Here is a 25,436-nt window from a genome sequence, read left to right as displayed (position 1 = left end):
GGCGCGGGTCCTGGACTCTCAGGCGGGGGCGTCCGTGGAGGCGAGGTAGGCGACCTCCGGGACATGGCTCGTGCCCGCCTGGAACGCAGTGGCGTTGCTGAGCTGCGCTTGGTCGCCCTGCAGCCGAAGCGCAAGTATGCGTGCTCGGCGGGAGGGGAAGGTGAGGATGCGCTGCGCGCCGATCCGAGCGCCGCTCACGAGCACCGTACCGTCGTCAGCGCGCAGCTCGAACCCCCGGATCCGCTGACCATCAACGAGATCCTCCTCGAGCCAGAGGTGGTCGATCTCGCGCTCTTCACCGAGATCCAGCGTCCACTCGCTTGCCTCATCGCTCCTCGACACGAGTGACACCACTGCTCGGTGCGGAGCACCGAAGCGGCGGTCCAACTCCGCGCGGAGTTCACGGAGGCGCTCGGCATCCTCATCAGGGATCAGGCCACGCGTGTCGGGCGGAAGGTTCAGCAGCAGATTGGCACCCATGCCGACCGAGCGGTAATAGATCGCCAAGAGGTGGTCGAGTGATTTGGGTCCGTCGTCCTCGGCCCAGAACCAGCCACGACGGATAGACACATCGCATTCCGGCGGCAGGTAAAGCGCCTCTTCATAGGCCACGGACTCCACCGTGTAGTTCGAGAAGTCGCTCTCGCTCACGACGTAGTCGACCGGATCGGCGGCCAGCCCGTCCTCGTTCCCGACCCAGCGGATGGTGGGCGAGCCCATGTTGAAGATCATCGCCTCCGGCTGGTGCTCGGCCACGATCTCCATGTAACGAGCCCAGTCGTAGACGTGGCCTTCTGAGCCGGCGCCGTCGAACCAGATTTCCGACACCCCTCCGTAGCCCGTGCACAGTTCGCGCAGCTGCTCGGCGTACAGGTCGTCGTACTTCGCGGGATCCTGGTACTGGGGAGCATTCCGGTCCCAGGGTGAGAGGTAGAAGCCGAATCGCACGCCCTGCCTCTCGCACGCTGCGGCGACTTCGGCCACGACATCCCCTCGGCCATCCCGCCAGGGCGACGACGCCACCGAGTACTCGGTGGTCGACGTCGGCCACAGGCAGAACCCGTCGTGGTGCTTCGCCGTGATGACCACGTACTCCGCACCGAGGTCTTTCGCCGTGCTGACCCACTGATCCGCGTCGAGGTCGCTCGGCGCGAAGTCCGCCGCCGGGATGTCCCCCGGTCCCCACTCCAATCCGTGGAAGGTGTTCAGTCCGAAGTGGAAGAAGACGCCGATGCGCATCCGCTGCCATGCCAGCTGTCCGGGAGTGGGGAGCACGAGGGGGGTATCCATGAGAGGCCGATCTGTGGGGTGATGTTGATGACGACTACTTGGATGAGTCGGAGAGGAGATCCTCGTACTCCTTGCGGATCTTGTCGCCGCCGCTGGTACGCCAGGTCTTGATGGCGGCCTTCACATCTGCCAGGGTTCCACGGCCCGCGATGAAGTTGAGGGCCGCGTCGTTGACCGGCTGCGCGAGGCTCGAGCCCCTCGTCGCATCCGTTGGGCTGAACAAGCCGCGCGTGGGGTCGGTGACGCCCATCGGGATCAGTTTCTCGTACGCGTCGAAGAGGACCTTCACCGTGTTTTTCGACGACGGGTCGTAGACGGCCTGCTGAGGGGCGGCGAGGTACTTGAACGGCACCGTGACGTCGAGGGCGGCCGCGGATGTGGGCTGCGGGTTGCCCGAGCCGTCCAAGGTGTAGTCGACGTCCGCGGCGCCGTAGTTCATCAGTAGATACTCCTCGGTGCCGAACGGCGCCGCGAGGAAGTTGGCCACCTCGAGAACCTTCCTGATGTGTGCTTTGCCGCCCTTCTTGACCATCACCGTTCCGAAGGTGACGGCGTTCAGTGGCACAGTGCCGTCGCCGCCGTCGTAGCCGAACGGGATGTAGGGCAGCGCCTCGAAGGACGGATCCGTCAGCGGCAGCAGGGTCGCGTAGCCGGTGGGGCCGGGGTAGGCGGTCAGGCCGTCGTAGCTGAGCGCGACCTTGCCCGAGGTGAACGCGTCCTTCTGCTGAGAGACCTCCCAACCACCGGAGCCGGGAACGAAGTATCCGAGCTTGTTGGCCTTCTCCGCCAGCCCAAGGCTCTCCAGGTAGCGGTCGGTCTCGAACGACTTGGTCAGCTTGCCGCCCTTCTCCTCCCAGTTGTAGGGCACCTTGTAGATGTTGCTGAACGGGCCGCCGAACTCGACGCTGCCCAGTGCCCACTGCTTCGCGGCCGGTGAGGTCAGCGCCTTCATCGCGGCGAGGAAGTCATCGACCGTCGTGATGCTGGAGATGTCCGTGATGCCAGCCTTGTCCCACAGACCCTTGTTGTACAGGCCGGCGCCGCCGGTCTGATTGCGCGGGATCGGGATGAGGAAGAGTTTGCCGTTCTGAACACCTTCGCGCCAGAAGGCGGTGGGGATGTTGGCGAGGTTCGGGTACGCCTTCGCTTTGTCGCCGGCCAGGAACGGGGTCAGATCGGCGCAGGACGACTCCAGGAACCCGATGATGTCGGGGATCGCGGTGCCGGAGTTGAGCATGAGATCCGGCAGGTTGTTGCCGGCGATGGCGGTGTTGAGTTTGGTGTCGTAGTCGGCCGCGCCGACCGCGTCGATCTCGAGGGTGCCTCCCAGCCGCTCGTTGACCTCCTTCCAGGCCGGGTTGCTCTTCATCGGCGTCGACGGCGGCAGGTAGGTCAGTGTCATCGCCGTGATGCTGTCGCCCTTCAGCGGCGCGGTGGCTACCGAGCGGAACGGCGAGCTCGGATAACTGAAGAATCCGGCAGGGGCACCGGCGGCCTTCGGCGCCAGGTCGGGGCTTACGCCCTTGAGGGGGATGTAGCTCGGCAGCACGTCCTCGGTCACGCCCGAGGCCTTCAAGCTGCCCTGGGTGCCACAGCCAGTGAGGGTTCCGGCGGCCACGAGGCCGAGCGCGCTGATCGCGGTCAGCGAGAGGAAGGTGCGGCGGGTTGTTTCAACAGCCATTGTTGAGACCTTTCTGGGGGTGGGGTGGGAGGAGAGATGGTCGGGCGGGATCAGCCCTTGATGGCGCCGGTGAGTACGCCCTTGGTGAAGTACTTCTGAAGGAAGGGGTATACGCACAGGATCGGCACCAGACTGACCACGAGCACGGCCATCTGGATAGCTTGAGAGGGGGCGGTGATCTCACCGGCCGCAGCGGTGTCGAGCGGGGAACCGAGCAGTACGTATTGCCTCAGGATCATCGCAAGCGGCCACTGGTCGCTCTTGAGGTACAGCATCGCGTTGAAGAAGGCGTTCCAGTACGAGACGGCGTAGAACAGGCCCACGACCGCGAGCACTCCCTTCGAGAGCGGCAGGACGATGGTCGTCAGGATGCGGAAGTCGCCCGCGCCGTCGATGCGCGCGGCCTCGAAGAGCTCCTGCGGGAGGCCCATGAAGAACGACCGCACCACGACGAGGTTGAACGCCGACACCAGCACAGGCAGGATCAGCGAGGCGTAGCTGCCGATCAGACCCAGCTGGCTGACCATGAGGAAGCTCGGGATCATGCCGGGGCTGAACAGCATCGTGAACAGAGCCACCATCAGGATGAACTTGCCGAACGGCAGATCGCGTCGCGAGAGGCCATAGGCCATGCCGACAGTCGCCGCCAGAGAGAGAACGGTGCCGATGACGGTGATGAGGATGCTCCGTACGAGCGCGTTCGTGACCACGCCGCCGGCGAAGATCGTCTCATATGCCGCGAAAGTCGGGTGCAGCGGGAACAGCACCAGGCCGTTGGCATTCGCGATGTCGGTGGCACTGGACAGACTCGTGGAGATCACGGTGACGAACGGGTAGATCGTGGCGATGCAGATCAGCGTGATCATCGTCGCCTTGCCGAACTGACTGATCCGGGAGGGCTTCTCCATCCAGGCAGGCCGGCCATCGGCGCGGCTCGGGCGCAGGAGCTGCGGCTGGATCGTCGAGGTGCTACTTGTCATTGGAGTACACGCCTTCCTGGCCGAACAGATGGGCGACCTTGTTCGCGCCGAGCACGAGGATGAGGCCGACGACGCCCTTGATCAGGCCGACCGCAGCCGCGGGGCCCCACTGGCCGTCCTGGATGCCGTGGTAGTACACCCAGGTGTCCAGCACCTCGCCGGCGCCGGCACCCACGTTGTTGCGCTGCAGCACGATCTGCTCGAATCCGACCGAGAGGATGCTGCCCAGGTTCAGGATGAACAGCAGGATGATCACCGGCATGATGCCCGGGATCGTGATCTTCCACAGTCGCGTCCACGGGCCGGCGCCGTCGACGGCGGCCGCCTCGTAGAGCTCCTGGTCGATGTTCATCAGCGCTGCGAGGAATATGATCGTTCCCCAGCCGGCGTTCTTCCAGATGTCCTGCAGGACGACGAGGAAGGGGAAGAACCACGGTGTGCTCATCGCGTCCCAGGCCGGGAGCCCGAGCATCTGGGAGATGGTCGGCAACACACCCGTGGCGCCCAGCACCTGGCTGAAGATCGAGACGATAATCACCCACCCGAGGAAGTGTGGCAAGTAGACGACGCTCTGCACGAACTTGCGCACCTTGCCCGACATGATGCTGTTCAGCAACAGCGCCAGCATGATCGGCACGGGGAAGAAGAGCACGAGCTGCAGCACCGTGATCACCAGGGTGTTGCGCAGCGCCTGCCAGAACGAGTCGTCGGCGAGCACCGAGACGAAGTTCTCCAGACCGGCCCACGAGCTGTTGATGAACCCGAGGTAGGGCTGGTAGTTCTCGAACGCGATGATGTTCCCGGGCAACGGTGCCCAGTGGAACAGGATGAAGTAGATCAGGCCGGGTGCGATCAGCAGCAGCATCACCTTGTCGCGCTTGATGCGCTGCCACAGCGTCATCCTGCTGCGAGGCTCACTGACCCGTTGCGGGGGTGCGACGTCATCGCCTCGCAGCACATCCGAACGAGATGTGCCTGCGGCACCCGATTGCGGCGCCGGGGCGGGATGGTCGTCGACCGGCCGCACCTTTGCGGGCACGAAGGGCTCGGTGTAGCCGGTCATCGGGTCGAATCCGGGGTCATGATCGATCTCCTCTGATCGTTCTTCGGGGGCGGCGGAAGGTCTAGGCGGTGAGGGAGAGATCCGCCCTGAGCACCTCGTGGCTGAGGGGGACTCCGCGTGCGTAGCGCTCCAGCTCGTCGAGAGCGGCGTCGGTCAGACGGTGGATCTCCGAGTCGAGTGAACCGGCGATGTGCGGTGTGACCATCACGTTCGGCAGGGACAACAGTGCCGAGTCGTGGGGGAGCGGCTCGGGGTCGCTGACATCGAGGATCGCGTTCAGGCGTCCGGACGCGCATTCGCGCTCGAGCGCGACGTGGTCGATGAGGCTGCCCCGCGCCGTGTTGATCAGGGTGGCGTGGTCGCGCAGCGCGGCGAGCTCCGCAGCGCCGATCATCTGATGCGTACTGGGTAGCGCGGGTGCGTGCAGCGAGAGGACATCGACGGCGGACAGCATCGTGGCGAGGGGGACGAGGTCGGCGCCGGCGGCGGCCACTTCATAGGGATCGGCATAGGGATCGGCCACCAGGCAGCGCACGCCGTCGAGCTGCCTGACCGCTTCGGCGACCTTGCGCCCCACCTTGCTGAAGCCGACGAGGCCGATGGTGCGGTTCAGATTCGAGCGCTCGCCGAAGCGGTGCACATCGGTGACGCCGTTCTCGGCGCCCACGAGACGCGCCAGAAACGGAGCCTTCTTGCCGGCGAAGACGATCGCTGCCAGCGTGAACTCCGCGACAGGGATCGCGTTCGCGTCGGCCGCGGAGGAGACGCGAAGACCACGGTCCCAGAAACTGTCGCTGACCTGCCCCTTGATGCTCCCTGCGCAGTGCAGCATGATCCGCAGGTTGGGCAAGCGGCTGAGGCGCTCGGAATCCAGCCGGGGCGAGCCCCAGCTCGTGAGCAGCACCTCGACCTCGGCGAGGTTCCTCAGTTCCAGGTCGTCGAGGTCGGCCGTGAAAACGGGTTCCGCTGCCGTGAGGCTCGCCAGACGGGTGAGGTGCGCGGAACTGAATTGCCTGGCGAAGGAATCATGCGGCATCGCGATCATGGCGACCGGTGCGCTCCTGGTCGCGAAGGCTCCCTCGCGCAGAGTCACGATCGTCGATCCGTCGCCGGGCGTCGTCAGTTGGGTCATACGTGGCGTCTCCATCGGCTTCGCGTTCTGCGATGGACCGTTGCGCCATCGCGAAGATCAGTACATACTCAACCCGATCGAGAACCCACAATTCAGTCTGACTCGAACATAAAACATCAGATATCGCTACAAAGCAGGAAAACGAGATGCAGCAGATGCCTCCCGGCCAAGACGGCCGTCCCGCAGACCCGGCGCGGAACGGGGCGGCCGGAAAGACCCCGTTCGGGCTGCAGCGGCGCGAGCGGATCATGCAGGAGATCCGACAGCACGGGTCGGCGAATGTCAGCGACATGGCGGCGCGGCTCGGGTTCAGCGAACTCACCGTTCGCCGCGACATCAACGCCCTCGCGCAACAGGGGCTGGTGACGCGCGTGCACGGCGGCGCCGTGTTGCGCAGCTCCTTCGAACCGGCTCTCGGCGCAGCAGTGGGTGGCGATCCGCGCGCCCCACGGTTCGTCATCGGCATGGTCGTGCCATCTTTGGACTACTACTGGCCGTCGATCGTGCACGGCGCCCGCGCTCAAGCGACCCAACTGCGCGCGCGCTTCGTGTTGCGCACCTCGACGAGGGATGTGCGCGACAATCGCCGCCAGATCGAGGCGCTTCTCGGTATGCCCGGCATGCAGGGGCTCATCGTGGCGCCGAACCTCGCCGAAGCCGCGGGACTCGAGATGCTCAAATGGCTGGACGGCCTGCCGATCCCTGTGGTCCTCGCGGAGCGACGCATCCGCCCGGAGGCGTCGTCCTGGCGGTTGGAGTCAGTGGTCACGGACCATGCGAACGGCGCGATGCAGGCCGTGCACCATCTCTACGAAGCAGGTCACCGACGCATCGGGCTGCTGGCCGAACGACGCAACCCCACAGCCCGTTTCGTTCGGCAGGGGTGGCGCAGTGCGCTGACCGGACTCGGCCTCGACGTCTCGCCCGACGACGACATCCGGTTCGACGCCGAGGGTCGCGATGCGGCGATCGACCGCGTTCTCGAACGCTGTCGTTCGGCCGCCATGACGGCTGTGCTCGTGCTCGCCGATCCGCACGCGCTCGCCCTGGAGCAGCTCGCGATCGATCTGGGCATCCGCGTACCGGCCGATCTCGCGATCGTCGCCTACGACGACGAGCTGGCGCGTCTCGGCGACCCGGCCATCACGGCCGTTCGGCCCCCCAAGCAGGCGCTGGGCCGCGAAGCGGTCAACCTGCTCATCGCCCGTCTCGAGGACGGCGCGAATCGGCCCGCGCATCAGGTGGTGCTGAGCCCGGAGATTCACATCCGGGAATCGTCGCTGCCAGCCGAGATCACCGTCGACACGTCCGCGTACGGGCCCGAACCGCTGACCGACCTCGAACTCTTGAACGACGACGACCTGACGATCGGATGACCCCGTGATCCCCCACCTTCCTCCTGAGGACCGCACGCTCTCGCCGTACACCGGCTACACCCGCGCTCACTGGGCGGCGATCGCCGACCACCTGCTGCTGTCCGTCCGTCCCTACTTCAACGACACCAGATCCCGAGTGGACCTGCCTGGCCGCGAGAGTCGGGCCGGCGTCGACAGCGACGCGCTCGAGGGTTTCGCCCGTACCTTCATGCTCTACGCGTTCCGCATGCGCGGAGAGGATGGCACCGACCCGAACGACTTCACCTCCTGGTACCGTGACGGCTTGATAGCGGGCACCGATCCGGAGAACCCGGAACGCTGGATCACCGGGCACGATCGCCACCAGGTGCGGGTCGAAGCGGCCTCGATCGCCCTCGGGCTGCAGCTCACCAGGCCCTGGCTGTGGGACACGCTGACGCCTCTCCAGCAGCGCAACATCATCGACTGGCTGGCGATCTGTCCCGGGGGGCTGTACTCGCCGAACAACTGGTTGTGGTTCCGGTTGCTCGTGGAGTCGTTCCTCGCGTCGGTGGGCGGGCCTCACGACACGGCGCGGATGCGGGACGACCTCGACAGCATCGAGTCGTACTACCGCACCGAGGGCTGGTACGCGGACGGGGCCTGGCGTGCCTATGACTACTACTGCGGATGGGCGATGCATGTCTATCCGCTGCTGTGGGCGACGTCTCCCGGCTCGGAGGAGCTCGGTGGCGCGGCCCTCGAGTCGGTGTTCCGCGGTCGACTGGCCGACTTCCTGGACGACTACGTCCATCTCATCGGAGCCGACGGCGTGCCGCTGCTGCAGGGGCGTAGCCTTACGTACCGCTTCGCCGCCGCCGCGCCGCTGTGGATGGGGGCGCTCTCGGGTGCTACGCGTCAGAGGCCCGGTGCCTTGCGCCGCGCGGCATCCGGCGTTCTCAAGGCGTTCGTCGATCGTGGTGCGATCAACGACGAGGGTCTGCTCACGCTGGGACTCTTCGATGAGTATCCCGACTTCGCGCAGGAGTACTCCGGACCCGGATCTCCGTACTGGGCCTCGAAGGGCATGATTGGGCTCATGCTGCCGGCGGACCACCCGGTCTGGACCGCGGTGGAGGAACCGTTGCCGGTGGAGCGCGACGACGTGCGACGCGTGATCCGCTCTGCCGGGTGGCTGGTGAGCGGCACTGTCGACGACGGGATCGTGCGGGTGATCAACCACGGCGCTGATCACGCCTATCCGGGCGATCGCACCGAGGACTCGCCGCTGTATGCCCGATACGGGTACTCGACGGCGACCATTCCGCCCGGCGGCGGCGCCGAGGTGCTCCCTCCGAGCGACAACGCCGTGGTGGGGGTCGACAGTGCGGGTGGCGTGACCCGTCGCACCGGCTTCACGCGCGGGCTCATCGGCGACGACGGGATCGCCTCCTACGCGACCTCGATCGATGACGCCTACTGGCTGGACGCGGAGGGGGCAGCCGACGGACCGTCCTTCGCGACGGCGTCGATCGTGCGTGGTGCGTGCGAGGTGCGGGTCGTCCGCCGGATCGCCTCGCCCGGCGGCTTCGACGATGCCGCATCCGTGCACCTTCGGATGAGTGGCTGGCCGCTGGCGGGAGCACGGGAGGCGGATTCGGCGACCGGTGCGGGATCGGCCGTCGCGGCGCTCGACGGCCTGAACTCCGCGCTGCATCTGCTCCACGGCGAGGGAAGCGCGTCGGTGCGCATCGAGCCAGGCGCCTCGCCTCTGGGTGACGTCCTGAGCGTGCCTGCCGTCGACGTGTCGGCCCTTGATGTGGGCGACATCGTGATCACCTGTGTGTCGCTGCGCTCCGACGCGGCGGATGCAGGGGAAATGCCGATCGTGGAAACGACCGGGAGCTTGCCCGTGCAGGTCGTCGTGCGCTGGCCGGAGGGCGGGGTGACGGCGGTCGCGCTGCCGGGGTGAGCACACGGGGCGTACCTGGGCCCGCACTACGCGCGTCAGCCGACTGCGCGAGCACGCAGCGCAACGAAGATCGGCGCAGAGTTCAGTCGCTCGTACTTCTCGGCGTCGACAGCGCGCAGCGCCTCAGCCGGCTGGGGCTCGACGAGGCGCTCGAGCACGAATCCGGCATCCGCGACCTCGTTGAGCAGCGTGCCCATCGTCATGAGCTGATACTCCATCGTCGCTTCTCCGAAGGAGCGCGTCACCCAGCGCTCGTCGTAGTAGGAGCCGCCGAAGTACCGCCAGTCGGCGGTCGGATGCGTGGACGAGAGCACGAGCCACCCGCCCGGACGCAGGATACGGCGGACCTCGGACAGGAAGCGCGGGCGGTCGCTGAGATGGTGGATCACCAGCGCGCAGACCACACCGTCCTGCGACTCATCCGCGAGGAAGTCGAGTGGGGTGTCGAGGTCGTGCCGCACGATAGTGGCAGCTGGCGCTGCTTCCCGCGCGATCCCGGCGAGCACTTCGCTTCCCTCGACGCCGGTGACGCTCGCGCCGGCAGAGCTCAGGATCGCCGCCAGATGGCCCGCCCCGCATCCGAGATCGGCGACATCCTGCCCTGCGGCATCGCCGATCAGCGCCACGACGGCCGGCCGCTCATGCAGGGAGTTCAGTCCCGGCGCCTCCGCCCGTGCGGCGAACGTCTCACCTGCGAGCCCGTGGTACGCCCTGTTCCGGTCGGTCATCGGACGAGTCTATGGCTCCGCGCCACGGCTGTTCCTGCCGACCGCGCGTAGGGTCGAGCCATGCCTGTCGCCGCTGAGGAGCCGCGGACGGTCGTCCTGTTCGAGGGCAGGAGCGACCGGCTCGCGTTCGAGGCCGTCGCGCGCCGCCTCGCTGTGAGTGTGGCGGGGGAGAAGCTCGTCGAGCTGGGCGGCATCACCAACCTGCGCAGCGTCCTGACCTCGACACGGGGTGAGGATGCGCGGGTGCTGGGACTGTACGACGGCGCGGAACGGCCATACGTCGAGCGGGTTCTGCGCGACCTCGGGATGCTGGACGGCGACGACCTTGTGCGCGCAGGGTTCTTCGCGTGCGAGCGCGACCTCGAGGAGGAGGTGATCCGCGCCGCGGGATCCGAGCTGGTGCTCGAGGCCCTCGCGGCGCGGGGCGAGCTCGGACGGTTCCGGGTGTTTCAGAGGCAGCCCGCCCAGCGGGTGCGCAGTATCGAGGAGCAACTGCACCGGTTCGCCGGCACGGCCGCCGGCCGCAAGTCGCGGTTCGCCGCCGACGTCATCGAAGCCGTGCCGATGGAGCGGATGCCGCCGGCCTTGGTGCGCCTGCTCGACGCGTCACAGCGAAGCCGGTGACCGGTGGCTTCGATCTCCCACGGACCGTCAGACGATCAGGCCGACAGCGTCGGGAAGCTCCAGCTGCCGTCGGCGATCTCCGGGCGCGGACGGTACAGCCGGACGAGGTAGTTCCAGCCGTCGGTGATCGGCAGTGCGTTCGGGGTGCCCTCCGGGTAGTCGCCGAAGCGCACGGTGATCGTGCCGTCGTCGTCGCGAATGCCGGTGATGTTGTTGATCGTGTACGCGTCACGGTCGTTCTTCTCGAAGAACCCGCCCGCGTTGTAGACCGACAGCGACCAGAATCCGTCGACCGGGACCTCGCCGACCGTGAGCTCGTACTGGCCCACCGGCAGACGAGGATCGACGCCGATGTAGCTCGCCTCGGAAGAGGGCAGACCACCCCAGCCCGCGGCTGTGCCGATGAGGTGGCGCACGGGGTCGACTTCATCGCGTGTGCCGAAGGTGCGATCGAATGCGGCGAGGTTGCGGGCGAGGGCCAGCAGCGCGTCACGGGTCTCGTCGAGGCTCGTGGCGTCGTAATCGGGGTATTCGAAGGCGACGGCCGAGGCGCTCGTGAGCTGGATCTGGTCCTGCAGGGCCGAGACCGCCGCCAGGTCGGCGGCGTCGGCCGGGTCGACCAGAGTGCGCACCGCGACCACGACGTACGGGGTGTCGAACTGCTGCACGGTGAGTTCGTACTCGCCGGCGTCGTGGAAGATTTCGTTGATGTAGTGCTGCTCGTTCACGATCATCGCCGACAGGTAGCGGTCGCCGTGCTCCGGGATCGTCAGCGTGGCGCCGGCGCTGATGTCGACGACGGCGAAGCTGTACAGGGTGTCGCGGTTCAGCCGGATCACGGTCTGCTTGTCGATGTCGGCGGGGAGCCGGTTGTGCAGGAACATGTTCACCCCGCCTGCGTCGCGCTGCAGGTCATGCATCATCCGATGGGTCTCGGCCAGGGCGAAGTTGTCGACGTTCACGTGCACGCTCATGCCTTGATCCTGGCACATAGAGGGGATGCCGGTGCTCCGGCATCCCCTGATCCGTGCTCAGAGGGTCGCGGCGTGCGGATCGAAGTCCGCGGGCAGTGATCCGATCTCGCCGAGCGTGCTGTCGACAGCCACGAAGCTGTGCGCGGCCGCTGCCTCTTCGATCGACAGCAGTGTGTCGAGCACGTGGTAGCCGAACTCTCCGGTGGCGACGTGCGGTCGGCCGGCGCGGATCGATCGGGCCATGTCGAGCACACCGAGGCCGCGACCGGTGACCGCGCCCTCCAGCGGCATCTGGACGATCTCCTGTTCGATCACCCGGGGATCCGTGAGCGGCCGGGTGATGGTGATCTCGCCGCCGAAGGTGTTCGGGTCGGGGATGACCATCGTGCCCTCGGTGCCGTGGATCTCGACGATGCCGTGGCGCGCCACGGGGGAGTCGGTGCTGAACAGGCTCTGCGCCTGTCCGCCTCGCTCGAAGTCCATCAGCACGGACAGCGTCGAGGGGATCTCCACCGGGAACTCCTGTCCGGCCAGCTCGCCCGAGTGCACGCGGCGGGTCTCGGTGCCCTTCAGCCCGAGCGCGGCGACGCTCGCGACGGGCCCGAACGCGTGCACCAGTGCCGACACGTAGTACGGGCCCATGTCGAGCAGGGGGCCAGCGCCCTTCGCGTACAGGAAGGCGGGGTTCGGGTGCCACAGCTCCGGTCCCTGGGACTGCAGGGTCGTGGTCGCGAACAGCGGTCGCCCGATGTCGCCCCGGGCGATCGCCCGCTTGGCGGTCTGCAAGCCGGGGCCGAGCACGGTGTCTGGGGCGACGCCGACGCGCAGACCGGCGGCCTCGGCCCTCCGCAGCAGGCGCTGCGACTCCTCACGCGCGACGCCGATCGGCTTCTCGGTCCAGACGTGCTTGCCTGCGGCGATGATCGCCTCGGAGACGGCGACGTGCACCGCCGGGATCGTCAGGTTGACGACGATCTCGATGTCGTCGTCGTTCAGCACGGAATCGACGTCACCACCGCGTGGCACACCGTACTTCTCCGCCTGCGTCCGCGCGCGCTCCTCGATCAGGTCGCCCACGGCGAGCACGCGCAGATCCGGGAAGGCCGTCAGGTGCGTCAGGTACTGGTCGCTGATGTTGCCCGCGCCGATGACCCCGACGCCGACCGGGGTGCCCATCAGGCGCTCACGATCGAGTCGAGGTGCACGAGGCTCTGCTGGACCGCGTCGAAGAGATCGCCGTCGAAGTGGTCGAACTCGACGATCGCGATCTCGAGGGCCGGCGCCGCGGCGATCGCCTCGGCGAGCGGCACCACGCCCTGGCCGGCCGGAACCTGGTCCGCGGGCGGGTAGGCGGCGATCGCCTCGGGGTCGAGCGTGCCGTCCTTGACGTGCACGGCGACGACGCGGTCGCCGAGCGTCTTCAGCAGAGTCGGCGAATCGATGCCGGCGCGCGCGACCCAGTACAGGTCGACCTCCAGCACGACGCGCTCGTCGAGCAGCTCGGCGAGCAGCTCGAGCCCGGTCTGGCCGTCGAACGTCGCCTCGAGCTCGTGCGCGTGGTTGTGGTACCCGACCCGGATGCCTCGCCGCGCGCCGATCTCGGCCGCGTTGTTCAGCAGGCGGGCGGTCTCCTCCACCTGCTCGCGGGTCTCCCAGCGCGAGGGCGCGCTGTACGGCTCGATGACCGTCGTCATGCCCAGGACGTCAGCAGCGTCGAACACCGCGTCGATGGCCGCGACCGCATCAGTCGTCTCGCTGCCGTCGGGACCGATGAACGACGTCGATGCGACGAACGCGTGCCCCGTCGGCGCGGTGATGCCGTGTGCGGCGAGCGAAGCGGCGAGAGCCTCGGCGCGATCCACGAAGTCGTAGGGCTCGGCGGCGGTGAAGCCCCGCGCGGCGAGGGCGGCGAGGGTGCCGTCCAGGTCGGCCTCGAGGGCCTCTCGAACGGTGAACAGCTGGATGGATGTCTGGACCGGCATCGGTCACGCCTTTCGTAGTCAGCTCTGACGGTGATGACGTAGAACGTTACCAGCGAATACTTCCAACTGGAAGTATTCATTTGACTAGGATGGCGCCATGGCGGATCCGGGGAAGAGTCCGGCCTCGAGGGGGCCGTATGCCAAGGGCATCGCCCGGCGGCAGGAGATCCTCGACCGCGCGATCGAGGTGTTCGCGCGTCGCGGCTCGGACCGCACCAGCCTGCGCGCGATCGCCCAGGAGGTCGGCGTCACCCACGGCGCGCTCACGCACCACTTCGGCTCGCTCGAGGAACTGCTCGTCGCGGTGTACCGCGAGTCCGAGTCCCGAGGCGACGGCGGCCCCGACCTGGATGCGACGCCGGTCGAGGTGCTGCGGCTCTGGACCGAATCGAACCGTGAGGTGCAGGGCCTGGTGCAGCTGTACTCGAGCCTGGTGGCGTCGGCGCTCGAGGAGGGGCATCCGACCGCCCGAGCCTTCGCGACCGAGCGCTTCGCGGCCAGTCGCGCGTCGCTCGCCGAGCGTGTGCGTCACAACCAGCTCAGCGGCAGCATCAGGACGGACGTGGATCCCGATGCCGTCGCCGCTCTCGTGATCGCTGCATCCGACGGTCTGCAGACGCAGTGGCTGCTCGACCCGGCTGCCCCGAAGGAGGCCGCGCTCGTGCTGCTCGAGCAGCTGCTCGCGCCGCCCCCGCGCGAGTGAACAGGTGCCGGAAGCGGCCCTGCCGTCGAGCATTGCCAAGCCGGGAACTGTGCTGATACGCTCGGCGCCGTGAACGTTCACGGCATGTCTTCGTGAACGTTCACGAGACCGACAGTCATCCGATGGAGGATCAGCCATGGCCGACGCGCCGCAGCACGTGCGATGGGGTATCGCAGGACCGGGCAACATCGCGCACCGCTTCGCGGAGCAGCTGCCGCACAGCAGGACGGGAGAGCTGGTCGCCGTCGCCAGCCGCACCTCCGGGCGGGGTGAGGAGTTCGCCGCGAAGTACGAGCGCACGCCGGGCTGCATCCGCGTGCACGAAGGCTACGAGGCGCTGTTCGCCGATCCCGACGTCGACGCCGTGTACATCGCGACGGTGCACATCGACCATGTCCGCCTGGCGATCCAGGCGCTGGATGCCGGCAAGCATGTCGTGTGCGAGAAGCCGCTCTCCGTCGACCACGCCGGGGCGATGGCGGTCGTGGAGGCCGCGCGCCGCAACGGACGCTACTTCGCCGAGGCGTACATGTACCGGTTCCACCCGCAGACCGTCCAGCTCGCGAAGCTCGTCGCGGACGGCGTCATCGGCGAGGTGCAGCACGTCGATGCGACCTTCTCCTTCCGTGCGGACGTGTCGCCGGAGAGCCGGCTCGCCGATCCCCGACTCGCCGGCGGCGGCATCCTCGACGTCGGTGGCTACCCCGTGTCGGCGGCGCGGATGATCGCCGGTGCGGCGACCGGCGCGGCCTTCGCCGATCCGGTCGCGCTGACGGCGAAGGGCGTGGTGGGCGCGACCGGCGTCGACGAGTGGGCGACGGCGTCGCTGGTCTTCGCCTCCGGCATCACCGCGCATGTCGCCACCGGCATCCGGATCGACGGCGAGAACCGCATCGTGATCTCCGGATCGAGGGGACGCATCGTCGTGCCCGACCCGTGGCTCCCGTCGACGACGGAGGGGAGCGTCATCGAGGTGTGCACGACGGATGCCGGAGCCGACGGCGTGCGCACCGTCCGCATCGAGCCCGCGTGCCAGTACGCCCTGCAGGCGGATGCCGTGGCGGACTACGCGGCAGTCGGGCAGAGTCCGAACCTCGGCTGGTCGGACAGCCTCGGCAACGCGCGGGTGCTCGACCAGTGGCGCGCGGCCATCGGGCTGGAGTATCCGTTCGAGCGCGCGACCGCCGACATCCCGCCGGCGAGCGGCACGGCACCGCGCCGCCGACCGGAGGCCACGATGCGCCACGGCCGTGTCCCCGGGCTCGACAAGGAGATGTCCCGTCTGGTGATGGGCGTCGACAACCAGACCACGCTCGGCCATGCCTCGGCGATGTTCGACGACTTCGTCGAACGCGGAGGGAACGCCTTCGACACGGCCTACATCTACGGCGGCGGGGTCACGGAGCAGCTTCTCGGCCAGTGGGTGCGCAACCGCGGCATCCGCGACGAGGTCGTGATCATCGGCAAGGGCGCGCACACGCCGCACTGCGACCCCGAGTCGATCGTGCGGCAGCTCGACGAGAGCCTCGACCGCATGCAGACCGACCACGTCGACGTCTACCTGATGCACCGCGACAACGAGGACGTCCCGGTGGGGGAGTTCGTGGACGTGCTGGACGAACTGGCCGGATCAGGGCGCATCGGCGCCCTCGGCGGATCGAACTGGTCGACCGCGCGGTTCCAGCAGGCGCTGGACTACGCCGAGGCGAACGGACGGCGGTCGTTCGGCGTGCTGAGCGACCACTTCGGTCTCGCGCACGCGCTCGACGTGCCCTGGGCCGGATGCGTGGCCGTGACGGACGACGCCGACCGTGAGTGGCTGGAGCGCACCGGCGTCACGCTGCTGCCCTGGTCATCCCAGGCGCGCGGCTTCTTCGCGCGCGCCGATCGCGCCGACCTCTCCGATGACGAGCTCGTGCGGTGCTACTACAGCGAGGACAACTTCGAGCGGCTGTCGCGCGCCCGTCACCTGGCATCCGAGCTAGGTGTCGCGCCGACGGCGATCGCGCTGGCCTATGTGCTGGCGCAGGACTTCCCGACGTTCCCGCTGATCGGTCCGCGCAGCATCGAGGAGACCCGCACCTCGATGGCAGGTCTCGACGTGGCGCTCAGCCCAGAGCAGGTGCGCTGGCTCGACCTCCGCGGCTGACCACGCGGCATCCGACGCGAGTCCGCGCGGCGGCCCTCGTTCCGCTAGGCGGACTCGCGCAGGATGAGTCGATGGCTGAGCCGGACCCGCCGAGGTCCCGGTGTTCCGTCGAGCATCGAACGGGCCACGGCGACAGCCGCCATGGCAGCCTCATCCATGTCGACGCCCATGGTCGTCAGTTCGGGCATTGTGTAGGTGCCCGCGCTCAGGCCGTCGAGCCCGATGACCCGGATGTCGTCCGGCACCCGCAGGCCCTGGCGGCGCAGCTCTTTCATCGCGCCGAAGGCGCAGAAGTCGTTGAACGCCATGACGGCGTCGGCGCCGCGGATCTCGTCGATGTGCTCGCGCGTCGCCTCCTCGCCCGCCACGACGCCGTCCTGCGATGCGGCGATCACCGTGGGGGTGATCCCGTGCGCCTGCCACGCCGCCACCATCAGCAGCGCGCGAGGGCTCGCAGGCAGCGCTCCGGGGCTGTCGAGCACGACGGGGCGGCTCGCGCCGCTCGCGAGCAGGTGATCGACCGCTTCGCGGACGCCGGGTTCGAGGTCGAACTCGACACCGCCCCAGCCCTCGGGCAGGTCGTCCGAGGGGCCGGCGATCTCGACGACGGGCACGCCGGGAAGGATCAGGCTCAGTTCGCGGTGCGGAATCGAGACGAACCCGACGAGGGCGTCCACCTGCGGGGCGAGCGTGGTCAGATAGGCGCGCTGGTCGTCGATCTTGCTCAGGTCGAGGAGCATCACGGACCATCCCCGTTCCGCGGCATGCGCGACCACCGCCGCCGCCAGTTCGGGGTAGTACGGGTTCGTCAGGTTGTGCACCATCAGCCCGATGGTCTGCTGGTCGCGTTTGACCAGCCCGCGCCCGAAGCGCGAGGGCCGGTATCCGAGCTCCCGCGCGGCGTCCAGCACGCGCTGCTTCGTGACCTCGTTGATGCCGGGCATGTCGTTCATGGCCCGGGTCACGGTCTGCCGGGAGACTCCGACGGCCGTCGCGATGTCGACGATCGTCGCGCGCCGGCCGGTCTCCATGACTGCCGATCCTAGCGCCCGGAAAACCTGAGTCGGATGTTATCAAGTTTGAATTGACACCCTCGGGTCCCGGGCGTACACTTGAGTCATCGCGACTCAGGTTTTTCCGGGTCGCAGCAGACTTCCCAGACAACAACCACAAGGAGAGAACACATGGCACGTGCTGTCGGTATCGACCTCGGAACCACCAACTCCGTCGTCAGCGTCCTCGAGGGCGGCGAGCCCAAGGTCATCGCCAACGCCGAGGGATTCCGCACCACCCCGTCGGTGGTCGCATTCACCAAGGACGGGGAGGTGCTCGTCGGCGAGACCGCGAAGCGCCAGGCCGTCACCAACGTCGACCGCACGATCTCGTCGGTCAAGCGCCACATGGGCACCGACTGGTCCTTCGACGTCGACGGCAAGAAGTGGACGCCGCAGGAGATCTCGGCCCGCATCCTGCAGAAGCTCAAGCGCGACGCTGAGGCCTACCTGGGTGACACGGTGACCGACGCGGTCATCACCGTCCCGGCGTACTTCAACGACGCCGAGCGCCAGGCCACCAAGGAGGCCGGCGAGATCTCGGGTCTCAACGTCCTGCGCATCATCAACGAGCCCACCGCGGCGGCCCTGGCCTACGGCCTCGACAAGGGCAAGGAGGACGAGCTCATCCTCGTCTTCGACCTCGGTGGTGGAACCTTCGACGTCTCCCTCCTCGAGGTGGGCAAGGACGACGACTTCTCCACGATCCAGGTGCGCGCCACCGCCGGTGACAACCGCCTCGGCGGCGACGACTGGGACCAGCGTCTCGTCGACTACCTGATCAAGCAGTTCAAGGAGACCACCGGCGTCGATGTCTCGGGCGACAAGATCGCGCTGCAGCGCCTCAAGGAGGCTGCTGAGCAGGCCAAGAAGGAGCTCTCCTCCTCGACCAGCACCAGCGTCAACCTGCCGTACCTGTCGCTGACCGACAGCGGCCCCGTCTCGCTGAGCGAGACCGTCACGCGCGCCAAGTTCGAGGACCTCACCAAGGACCTGCTCGACCGCACCAAGAAGCCCTTCGAGGACGTCATCCGCGAGGCGAACATCAAGGTCGGCGACATCGACCACATCGTGCTCGTCGGTGGTTCGACCCGCATGCCGGCTGTGGCCGACCTGGTCAAGGCCGAGACCGGCAAGGACGCCAACAAGGGCGTCAACCCGGACGAGGTCGTCGCCGTGGGCGCCGCGCTGCAGGCCGGTGTACTGAAGGGCGAGCGCAAGGACGTCCTGCTCATCGACGTCACCCCGCTGAGCCTCGGCATCGAGACCAAGGGCGGCATGATGACCAAGCTCATCGACCGCAACACCGCGATCCCGACCAAGCGCAGCGAGACCTTCACCACTGCGGACGACAACCAGCCGTCCGTGGCGATCCAGGTCTTCCAGGGTGAGCGCGAGTTCACCCGCGACAACAAGCCGCTGGGCACCTTCGAGCTGACCGGTATCGCGCCGGCTCCGCGCGGCATCCCGCAGATCGAGGTCACCTTCGACATCGACGCCAACGGCATCGTGCACGTGTCCGCCAAGGACAAGGGCACCGGCACCGAGAAGTCGATCGTCATCTCGGGCGGCTCCTCGCTGTCGAAGGACGACATCGAGCGCATGGTGCGCGAGGCCGAGGAGCACGCCGCAGAGGACAAGAAGCGCCGTGAGTCCGCGGAGACCCGCAACCAGGCCGAGACCCTGTCGTACTCGATCGAGAAGCTGATCAAGGACAACGAGGACAAGCTGCCCGAAGACGTGAAGACCGAGGTCCAGGCCGACGTCGACGCGCTGAAGGCGGCGCTGGCCGGCGAGGACGACGACGCGGTGAAGACCGCGTTCGACAAGCTGAACCAGTCGCAGTCCAAGCTCGGCGAGGCCATCTACGCGCAGGGCCAGGCGGACGCCGCGGCCGGCGCAGCGCCCGAGGGCGACGCGCCCGCCGGTGACGCCTCCTCCGACGAGGACGTCATCGACGCCGAGGTCGTGGACGACGAGGACGAGAAGAAGTAACGATGACAGACAAGAACTTCGACGAAGTTCCTGAGGACGAGGGGTCGGATGCTGCGGCATCCGGCCCCGCGCCGCAGGACGACGCATCCGAGGCCGAAGAGCTCACGATCGACGACATCCTGAGCGCGGAGCAGACCGCCGAGGCGGCTGCGGAGGACCACGCTCTGGAGGACGCCGAGAACGCCCTGCTCATCGACCTGAAGCGCCTGCAGGCGGAGTACGCGAACTACCGTCGCCGCACCGAGGAGCAGCGCCACATCGAGATCCAGCGTGCGAAGGGCGAGGCCGCCAAGGGCCTGCTGCCCGTGCTGGACGACCTGGCGCGCGCCGAGCAGCACGGTGATCTCGGAGAGGGCTCGCCCTTCTACGCGATCGCCGAGAAGCTCCGCTCCGTCGTCGACCGCCTCGGCGTGGTCGCCTACGGCGCGGCCGGCGAGGAGTTCGATCCGCAGCAGCACGAGGCGATCTTCCAGCAGCCCACCCCCGGGGCCACCACTTCGACGATCCTCGAGGTCGTCGAGGTCGGCTACCGGCTGGGCGAAGTCGAACTGCGCCCGGCGAAGGTCGTGGTCGCCGTACCAGCGGAGTAGGTGATCGATGGCTAGTCAGGACTGGTTCGACAAGGACTTCTACAAGACGCTCGGCGTCAAGAAGGATGTCTCGGACGCCGATCTGAAGAAGACGTACCGCAAGCTGGCGCGCAAGTACCACCCGGACTCCAACCCGGGTGACGCCAAGGCCGAGGCGACGTTCAAGGAGATCAGCGAGGCGTACTCGGTGCTCAGCGACCCTGAGCAGCGCAAGGAGTACGACGAGATCCGTGCCATGGGGTCGGGTGCGCGCTTCACCGCGCCCGGCGCCGGCGGCGCCGGCGGCTTCGAGGACGTGTTCAGCCGGTTCGGGCAGGGCCGCAGCCAGCAGGCCGATTTCGACGACATCTTCGCGATGTTCAACCAGGGCGGCGGCTCGTTCGGCTCCGGCCGCTTCGGGCAGCCGTCCGGCGGGTACCGCGGCTTCGGCGGCCCGCAGCGCGGCGCCGACGTGACCGCCCGCACCACCATCGACTTCGTCACCGCGGCCAAGGGCGAGACCATCTCGCTGCAGTCCGAGGACGGCAAGCCGTTCAAGGTGAAGATCCCCGCCGGCGTCGCCGACGGGCAGAAGATCCGGTTGCGCGGCCGCGGCCGTCCGTCACCGGACGGCGGCGAGAGCGGTGACATCGTGGTGCAGATCACGGTGCGCCCGCATCCGGTCTTCACCCGTGACGGTCAGAACCTGCGTCTGACCGTACCGGTGACCTTCACCGAGGCCGCGCTCGGCGCGACCATCGAGGTGCCGACGCTGGACGGCGAGAACGTCAAGCTGCGCGTCGCCCCCGGCACGCCGTCGGGGCGGGTGCTGCGCGTCAAGGGCCGCGGCATCACGACGAAGAAGGGCACCGGCGATCTGCTCGCCGAGCTGCAGGTCGCCGTGCCGTCGCACCTCGATGAAGCCGCGAAGGCTGCTCTGGAGGCCTTCCAGGCCGCCGAGCCGAAGGAGAACCCGCGCGCCGAGATGATGGCGAAGGCACGGGCGTGAAGGTGATGGGGATGGATGCCGACGAGGATGCTCCGGTCTACGCGATCGCGGTCGCGGCCGAGCTCTCCGGCATGCATCCCCAGACCCTTCGGCAGTACGACCGCATCGGCCTGGTCGTCCCCGGGCGCACCCGCGGCGGCTCACGCCGCTACTCGCCGCGCGACATCGTGCAGCTGCGCGAGGTCGCCCGGCTCTCCGCCGACGGCATGAGCCTGCCGGCGATCGCGCGTCTGCTCGACCTCGAGGACGAGGTGCGCGCGCTGCGCCACCGCGTGCGCGAGCTCGAGCAGACGCTGGACGCCGAGCGGCGCAGCCGCCCGGGCGTCCGCGTGTTCGCCGCGGCGAGCAGCGGTCAGGTCGTGACCGTGCCGTCTGGCCGCCGCATCCGCCGCTCCACCGAGGTCATGCTGTGGAGCCCGCACCTCGCTTCCGACGGCCCCGAGGACTGACGCTTCAGATCCCGAGCACGGCCTTCGCGATGAGGAAGTAGATCACCAGGCCCGTCGCGTCGACGAACGTCGTGATGAACGGGTTCGAGAACACCGCGGGGTCGACGCGGATCGCGCGTGCGGCCAGCGGCATCATGCCGCCGACGGATGCCGCGACCGTGCACACGGCCACGAGCGTGAGCCCGATCACCAGGCCCACGTGCCACTCGTAGACCAGTCCGGCGATCGCGAAGCCGAGCAGCCCGAGCAGCAGCCCCAGGCAGAACCCGGTGCGCACCTCTCTCGAGAGCACCTTCAGCACGTCGCGCGGAGCGACCTCGCCGAGAGCGAGAGACCTCGTGACCGTCGTCGCCGCCTGATTGCCGGTGTTGCCGCCCGTGCCGATCAGCAGCGGCACGAACAGTGCGAGCACCGTCATCTGCGCGAGCGTCGCCTCGAAGGTGTCGAGCACCTGCACCGTCAGCGTCGCGCCGACCGCGAGCACCAGCAGCCACACCACGCGCGAGCGCACCAGCCTGCTGATCGGAGTGGACAGGTAGGAGCGGCGCAGCGGCTCCACGCCGCCCTGCCGTGCGGCATCCTCGCTCTCCTCCTGCTTGAGGATGCGGGCGGCGTCGTCGATGGTGAGGATGCCGACCAGGCGGTCCTCGCCGTCCACGACCGGCAGCGCGAGCAGACCGTAGTCGGTGGTGCGCCGCGCGGCGGTCTCGGCGTCCTCCGAGACGACGGCGATGTGCGGGTCGCCGTTCATGAGGTCGCCGATCAGCGCGTCATCCGTCGCGCCCATCAGGTCGCGCAGGCTGACGACGCCGACGACCCGGCGGCCGCGGTCGGTCACCGGCAGCGTGTAGACGGTCTCGGCCGAATCGAGGGCGCCGCGGACGCGCGCCATGGTCTCTGCGACGGTGAGCTGCGGATGCGTGGTGACGAACTCCGGGCTCATCCGGCGCCCGATCGAGTCCTGCGGGTAGCCGAGCATGCCCGAGGTGAGGTCGCGCTCCTGCCGGGTCAGCCCGCGCAGCAGCCGAGGAGCGACGGATGCCGGCAGCTCGTCGAGCAGCCACACCCGGTCGTCCGGGTCCATCTCGGCGAACAGGGTCGTCACCTCGGCGTTGCGCAGCGCCTGCACCAGGTCGCCCTGCGTGCCGGGGGAGAGCGCCTCGAACACCTCGAGCGCCCTGCCCTTCGTGAGCAGGCGGTACACGATCGCGGCATCCTCGATGCCGAGCCGATCGACGAGTTCGACGACCTCGGGCACCGTCAGCGGGGTCAGCACGGCGGATGCGCCGGCGAGGTCGTTCTGAGAGAGGAGCTGGCCGATCGTGTCGGCGGCCTCGGCCACGTTCTGAAGCTGCGTGGGGGTCATGTTCGTGCCTTCGCAGAGAAAGCCGCCCCACCGCGGCGATCAGTTCGGACTGATCAGCGGTGCGGAGCGGAAGCGGATGGGTGAGACGCGTCTGCGACTGTGACTGTCACTGGACATGGGGCACCACCTCGCTTCCTGGTTCCTCGAAGGGGAAAAGACCTCGTACAGCCTACGCCCGCCTTGCTGGGCGACCGGTCCGCGTGACGATATCCTCAGCGCATGACAACTTCCCCCACGGCGATGCACGTCGACCGCCCCGGCCGCAGTGCCACCGCCCTGGAGTCGCTGTCGCTCGGTGTCGGCGCGATCGCGTTCGTCATCGCCGCCCTCGTCGCGCTGCCGGTGTTCGGCTTCCAGGACGCGCCGATCGCCGGTCCCGGCTCGATCGGCCAGTACGCCGCTCTCGCCTCGGCGGTCGTCGCCGCACTCGCCTTCATCGCCGGCCGGTACGTGGTCCGCGAACGCGGCGAGAAGGTCACCTTCCTCGAGGTCACGGATGTCGCGGCGCTGGCCTTCGCGCACGCGATCATCGCGCTGCTGGGCTGGACGCTGCTCGCCGACATCCTGGAGAGAGGGTTCATCGGCGCGACCGTGTTCGCCTTCCCTCTGCTGATCCTCTCGGGAGCGGCCGCCGCTGTCACCGCCTACGTCGTGTTCTTCTCGGCCACCCACATGGATCTCTCGCTGCTGGCGACCGTGCTCGCGGTGTTCCTCATCTTCGGCGTGATGGCGAGCATGCTCACCGCCAGCGATCCGAAATGGTGGGAGGAGAACCTCAGCGCCCTCGGCATGACCGACGACCTCTCCGCGATGGCGTTCAACCTCACGCTCATCGTCGCCGGCTTCATGGTGACGATCCTGGTGCGGTACGCCACCAAGTCCGCGTCGATCCGCAACGCTCCCGGCATCGTCTGGGTGCGCACCCTGCTGGTGATCGTCGGCGTCTTCCTCGGCTGCGTCGGAGTGTTCCCCGTCGACGAGTTCTTCCTGGTGCACAACAGCGTCGCGACAGGCATGGCCGTCGCGTTCACCGCGATCGTGATCGGCCTGCGCTGGTGGGTGCCGCGGATGCCGCGCGGCTTCCTGCTGATGGGGTACGTCTTCGTGGCGGTCGTGGTGCTGGTCGGCATCTTCTTCGCGACCGGCTACTACACGCTGACCGCGGTCGAGCTGGTCGCCGGCATCCTCGTCTTCTCCTGGATCATCCTGTTCATCCGCGCCGCCGCCGCCGTCGAGGAGGACGCGGGGACGGATGATGCGGCGCAGGCCGCCGCTCTCGACCGGGCTGCTGCGGCGGCGGGCGCATGAGCGCGCCGGCCCCGGCGCCCGCCGGCCTGTCGCCGACCCTGCGGGTGCTGATCGGGCTCGCCGCGGCCGTCATCGTGCTGGCGGGCATGCACGGTGCGCGCGAACTGATCGGACCGCTGGCGCTGGGCGCCGTGCTCGTGATCATCTGCCATCCGGTGCGGCATCCGCTCGAGCGCGCCGGCTGGCCGCGCTGGCTGGCGACGACCGCGGTGATCGTGCTGGGCTGGGTGGTGCTCGTCGTGATGGCGCTGCTGCTCGGCTACGCCGGTGCGCAGTTCGTGCGGATGGTGGGCGACTACGCCGACGAGCTGATGGACACCTGGACCTCGCTGTCCGCGCAGCTCACGTCTCTCGGACTCGACCCCGCCACCGGGGCCGAGCTGATCAAGCCCGACACGATCCTCGGCTTCGTCACCTCACTCGCGGGCAGCACGGTGAACGTGCTCACCGGACTGTTCTTCGTGTTCGCGTACATCCTGTTCATGGCCGCGGACGCCTCGCGATACGGACGGGCCGAGAAGCTGTACGGCGCGGAGTCCCGGCCGGCGATGCGCCGCTTCACCGACTACAGCAGCAACGTGCGGCGCTATTACGTCATCAACGCGTCCTTCGGTGCGGTCGTCGCGATCATCGACGGACTGGCGCTCTGGGCGGTCGGCGTGCCTGCACCGATCGTCTGGGCGATCCTCGCGTTCGTGACCAACTTCATCCCGAACATCGGTTTCGTGATCGGCCTGATCCCGCCGGCGATCCTCGCGCTCGTGGTCGGCGGCTGGCCCCTCATGCTCGCCGTGATCGCGATCTACATCGTCGTCAACGTGACGCTGCAGGTGCTGGTCCAGCCGAAGTTCGTCAGCGACGCCGTCAGCCTGAGCCTCACGCTGAGCTTCGTGTCGGTCGCGTTCTGGACCTTCATCATCGGCCCGCTCGGCGCGATCCTGTGCATCCCGCTCACCCTGCTGCTGCGCGCGCTGGTGCTCGAGGGCGACCCGCAGCAGCGCTGGCTGCGCTGGCTGTCCGGCGACGGCACCGTGGGCCGGAGCGTGGCCTAGCCTCGGCGGCCCAGAGATGCTCTT

Annotated in this window: 22 protein-coding genes; 11 read left to right on the top strand and 11 right to left on the bottom strand. The window is 68.2% G+C overall.

Annotated elements, in window-relative coordinates:
• Positions 1-18: 18 nt before the first annotated feature.
• The 5 genes from GON06_RS17020 to GON06_RS17000 all read right to left on the bottom strand — a co-directional run bounded on the left by GON06_RS17020 (position 19) and on the right by GON06_RS17000 (position 6,146).
• The gene (locus GON06_RS17020; RefSeq protein WP_157313490.1) at positions 19-1,290 is read right to left on the bottom strand and encodes an alpha-L-fucosidase; all 1,272 of its coding nucleotides are present in this window, start codon (positions 1,288-1,290) and stop codon (positions 19-21) included.
• Between the two features lie 34 nt (positions 1,291-1,324).
• Positions 1,325-2,971 (bottom strand): extracellular solute-binding protein, encoded by a 1,647-nt coding sequence (locus GON06_RS17015; protein ID WP_157313489.1) that lies wholly within the window; start codon positions 2,969-2,971, stop codon positions 1,325-1,327.
• A gap of 50 nt (positions 2,972-3,021) precedes the next feature.
• Positions 3,022-3,951, bottom strand: a complete 930-nt coding sequence (locus tag GON06_RS17010) for a carbohydrate ABC transporter permease (protein WP_198346745.1) — start codon at positions 3,949-3,951, stop codon at positions 3,022-3,024.
• A complete protein-coding gene (locus GON06_RS17005) occupies positions 3,941-5,014 on the bottom strand; it encodes an ABC transporter permease (protein ID WP_232528519.1) in 1,074 nt (357 codons plus the stop codon). The genes GON06_RS17010 and GON06_RS17005 overlap by 11 nt, the downstream gene beginning before the upstream one ends.
• Positions 5,015-5,075: 61 nt before the next feature.
• Entirely contained in the window at positions 5,076-6,146 is a 1,071-nt protein-coding gene (locus GON06_RS17000) for a hydroxyacid dehydrogenase (RefSeq protein WP_198346744.1), read from the bottom strand.
• Between the two features lie 146 nt (positions 6,147-6,292).
• Between GON06_RS17000 and GON06_RS16995 the strand changes: the two genes are divergently transcribed.
• Positions 6,293-7,522: a substrate-binding domain-containing protein gene (locus GON06_RS16995; protein WP_232528518.1), complete on the top strand. Its 1,230-nt coding sequence runs from the start codon at positions 6,293-6,295 to the stop codon at positions 7,520-7,522.
• 4 nt (positions 7,523-7,526) lie between these two features.
• A complete protein-coding gene (locus GON06_RS16990; RefSeq protein WP_198346743.1) occupies positions 7,527-9,452 on the top strand; it encodes a DUF2264 domain-containing protein in 1,926 nt (641 codons plus the stop codon).
• A gap of 35 nt (positions 9,453-9,487) precedes the next feature.
• On the opposite strand, the gene GON06_RS16985 is transcribed toward GON06_RS16990, so the two are convergent.
• Positions 9,488-10,180 carry a class I SAM-dependent methyltransferase gene (locus GON06_RS16985; RefSeq protein ID WP_157313488.1) on the bottom strand — a complete coding sequence of 231 codons (693 nt, stop codon included), beginning with the start codon at positions 10,178-10,180 and terminating at the stop codon, positions 9,488-9,490.
• A gap of 60 nt (positions 10,181-10,240) precedes the next feature.
• Here GON06_RS16985 and GON06_RS16980 point away from each other — a divergent pair, with 60 nt between their 5' ends.
• Entirely contained in the window at positions 10,241-10,804 is a 564-nt protein-coding gene (locus GON06_RS16980; RefSeq protein WP_157313487.1) for a hypothetical protein, read from the top strand.
• A 35-nt stretch (positions 10,805-10,839) separates the two neighbouring features.
• Here GON06_RS16980 and GON06_RS16975 read toward each other — a convergent pair whose 3' ends face one another.
• Genes GON06_RS16975 through GON06_RS16965 form a run of 3 tightly spaced genes read right to left on the bottom strand, consistent with a single transcriptional unit; the run spans position 10,840 to position 13,760 of the window.
• Positions 10,840-11,778 carry a DUF1254 domain-containing protein gene (locus tag GON06_RS16975; RefSeq protein WP_157313486.1) on the bottom strand — a complete coding sequence of 313 codons (939 nt, stop codon included), beginning with the start codon at positions 11,776-11,778 and terminating at the stop codon, positions 10,840-10,842.
• Positions 11,779-11,835: 57 nt separating this feature from the next.
• Positions 11,836-12,954, bottom strand: coding sequence for a Gfo/Idh/MocA family protein (locus GON06_RS16970; RefSeq protein WP_157313485.1), 1,119 nt, complete (start codon positions 12,952-12,954; stop codon positions 11,836-11,838).
• Complete coding sequence (locus GON06_RS16965; RefSeq protein ID WP_157313484.1) at positions 12,954-13,760, bottom strand: sugar phosphate isomerase/epimerase family protein; 807 nt, start codon at positions 13,758-13,760, stop codon at positions 12,954-12,956. The genes GON06_RS16970 and GON06_RS16965 overlap by 1 nt, the downstream gene beginning before the upstream one ends.
• A gap of 97 nt (positions 13,761-13,857) precedes the next feature.
• Here GON06_RS16965 and GON06_RS16960 point away from each other — a divergent pair, with 97 nt between their 5' ends.
• A complete protein-coding gene (locus GON06_RS16960) occupies positions 13,858-14,463 on the top strand; it encodes a TetR/AcrR family transcriptional regulator (RefSeq protein ID WP_157313483.1) in 606 nt (201 codons plus the stop codon).
• A 136-nt stretch (positions 14,464-14,599) separates the two neighbouring features.
• On the top strand, positions 14,600-16,612 hold the full coding sequence (locus GON06_RS16955) for an aldo/keto reductase (RefSeq protein ID WP_157313482.1): 2,013 nt from the start codon (positions 14,600-14,602) through the stop codon (positions 16,610-16,612).
• 44 nt (positions 16,613-16,656) lie between these two features.
• On the opposite strand, the gene GON06_RS16950 is transcribed toward GON06_RS16955, so the two are convergent.
• On the bottom strand, positions 16,657-17,643 hold the full coding sequence (locus GON06_RS16950) for a LacI family DNA-binding transcriptional regulator (RefSeq protein WP_157313481.1): 987 nt from the start codon (positions 17,641-17,643) through the stop codon (positions 16,657-16,659).
• Positions 17,644-17,796: 153 nt separating this feature from the next.
• Here GON06_RS16950 and dnaK point away from each other — a divergent pair, with 153 nt between their 5' ends.
• The 4 genes from dnaK to GON06_RS16930 are packed head-to-tail and all read left to right on the top strand — an operon-like array spanning position 17,797 to position 21,686.
• Positions 17,797-19,659, top strand: a complete 1,863-nt coding sequence (dnaK, locus tag GON06_RS16945) for a molecular chaperone DnaK (RefSeq protein WP_157313480.1) — start codon at positions 17,797-17,799, stop codon at positions 19,657-19,659.
• Between the two features lie 2 nt (positions 19,660-19,661).
• A complete protein-coding gene (locus GON06_RS16940; RefSeq protein WP_157313479.1) occupies positions 19,662-20,249 on the top strand; it encodes a nucleotide exchange factor GrpE in 588 nt (195 codons plus the stop codon).
• 7 nt (positions 20,250-20,256) lie between these two features.
• Positions 20,257-21,237: a DnaJ C-terminal domain-containing protein gene (locus GON06_RS16935; protein ID WP_157313478.1), complete on the top strand. Its 981-nt coding sequence runs from the start codon at positions 20,257-20,259 to the stop codon at positions 21,235-21,237.
• 11 nt (positions 21,238-21,248) lie between these two features.
• Positions 21,249-21,686 (top strand): heat shock protein transcriptional repressor HspR, encoded by a 438-nt coding sequence (locus tag GON06_RS16930; protein ID WP_232528517.1) that lies wholly within the window; start codon positions 21,249-21,251, stop codon positions 21,684-21,686.
• Positions 21,687-21,690: 4 nt separating this feature from the next.
• On the opposite strand, the gene mgtE is transcribed toward GON06_RS16930, so the two are convergent.
• Entirely contained in the window at positions 21,691-23,052 is a 1,362-nt protein-coding gene (mgtE, locus tag GON06_RS16925) for a magnesium transporter (RefSeq protein WP_157313477.1), read from the bottom strand.
• 219 nt (positions 23,053-23,271) lie between these two features.
• Here mgtE and GON06_RS16920 point away from each other — a divergent pair, with 219 nt between their 5' ends.
• Together GON06_RS16920 and GON06_RS16915 are read left to right on the top strand one after the other, a co-directional pair.
• The gene (locus GON06_RS16920) at positions 23,272-24,360 is read left to right on the top strand and encodes a DUF998 domain-containing protein (RefSeq protein WP_157313476.1); all 1,089 of its coding nucleotides are present in this window, start codon (positions 23,272-23,274) and stop codon (positions 24,358-24,360) included.
• Positions 24,357-25,412 carry an AI-2E family transporter gene (locus tag GON06_RS16915; protein WP_157313475.1) on the top strand — a complete coding sequence of 352 codons (1,056 nt, stop codon included), beginning with the start codon at positions 24,357-24,359 and terminating at the stop codon, positions 25,410-25,412. Before GON06_RS16920 ends, GON06_RS16915 begins: the two co-directional genes overlap by 4 nt.
• The last annotated feature ends 24 nt before the right edge of the window (positions 25,413-25,436 follow it).

Origin of the sequence: Microbacterium sp. MAH-37, assembly GCF_009758255.1 — a bacterium.
In the GTDB taxonomy this organism is placed as follows: Bacteria; Actinomycetota; Actinomycetes; order Actinomycetales; family Microbacteriaceae; genus Microbacterium.
The sequence above is the reverse complement of the archived record's forward strand: the minus strand, read 5'-3'. Positions and strand labels throughout refer to the sequence as shown.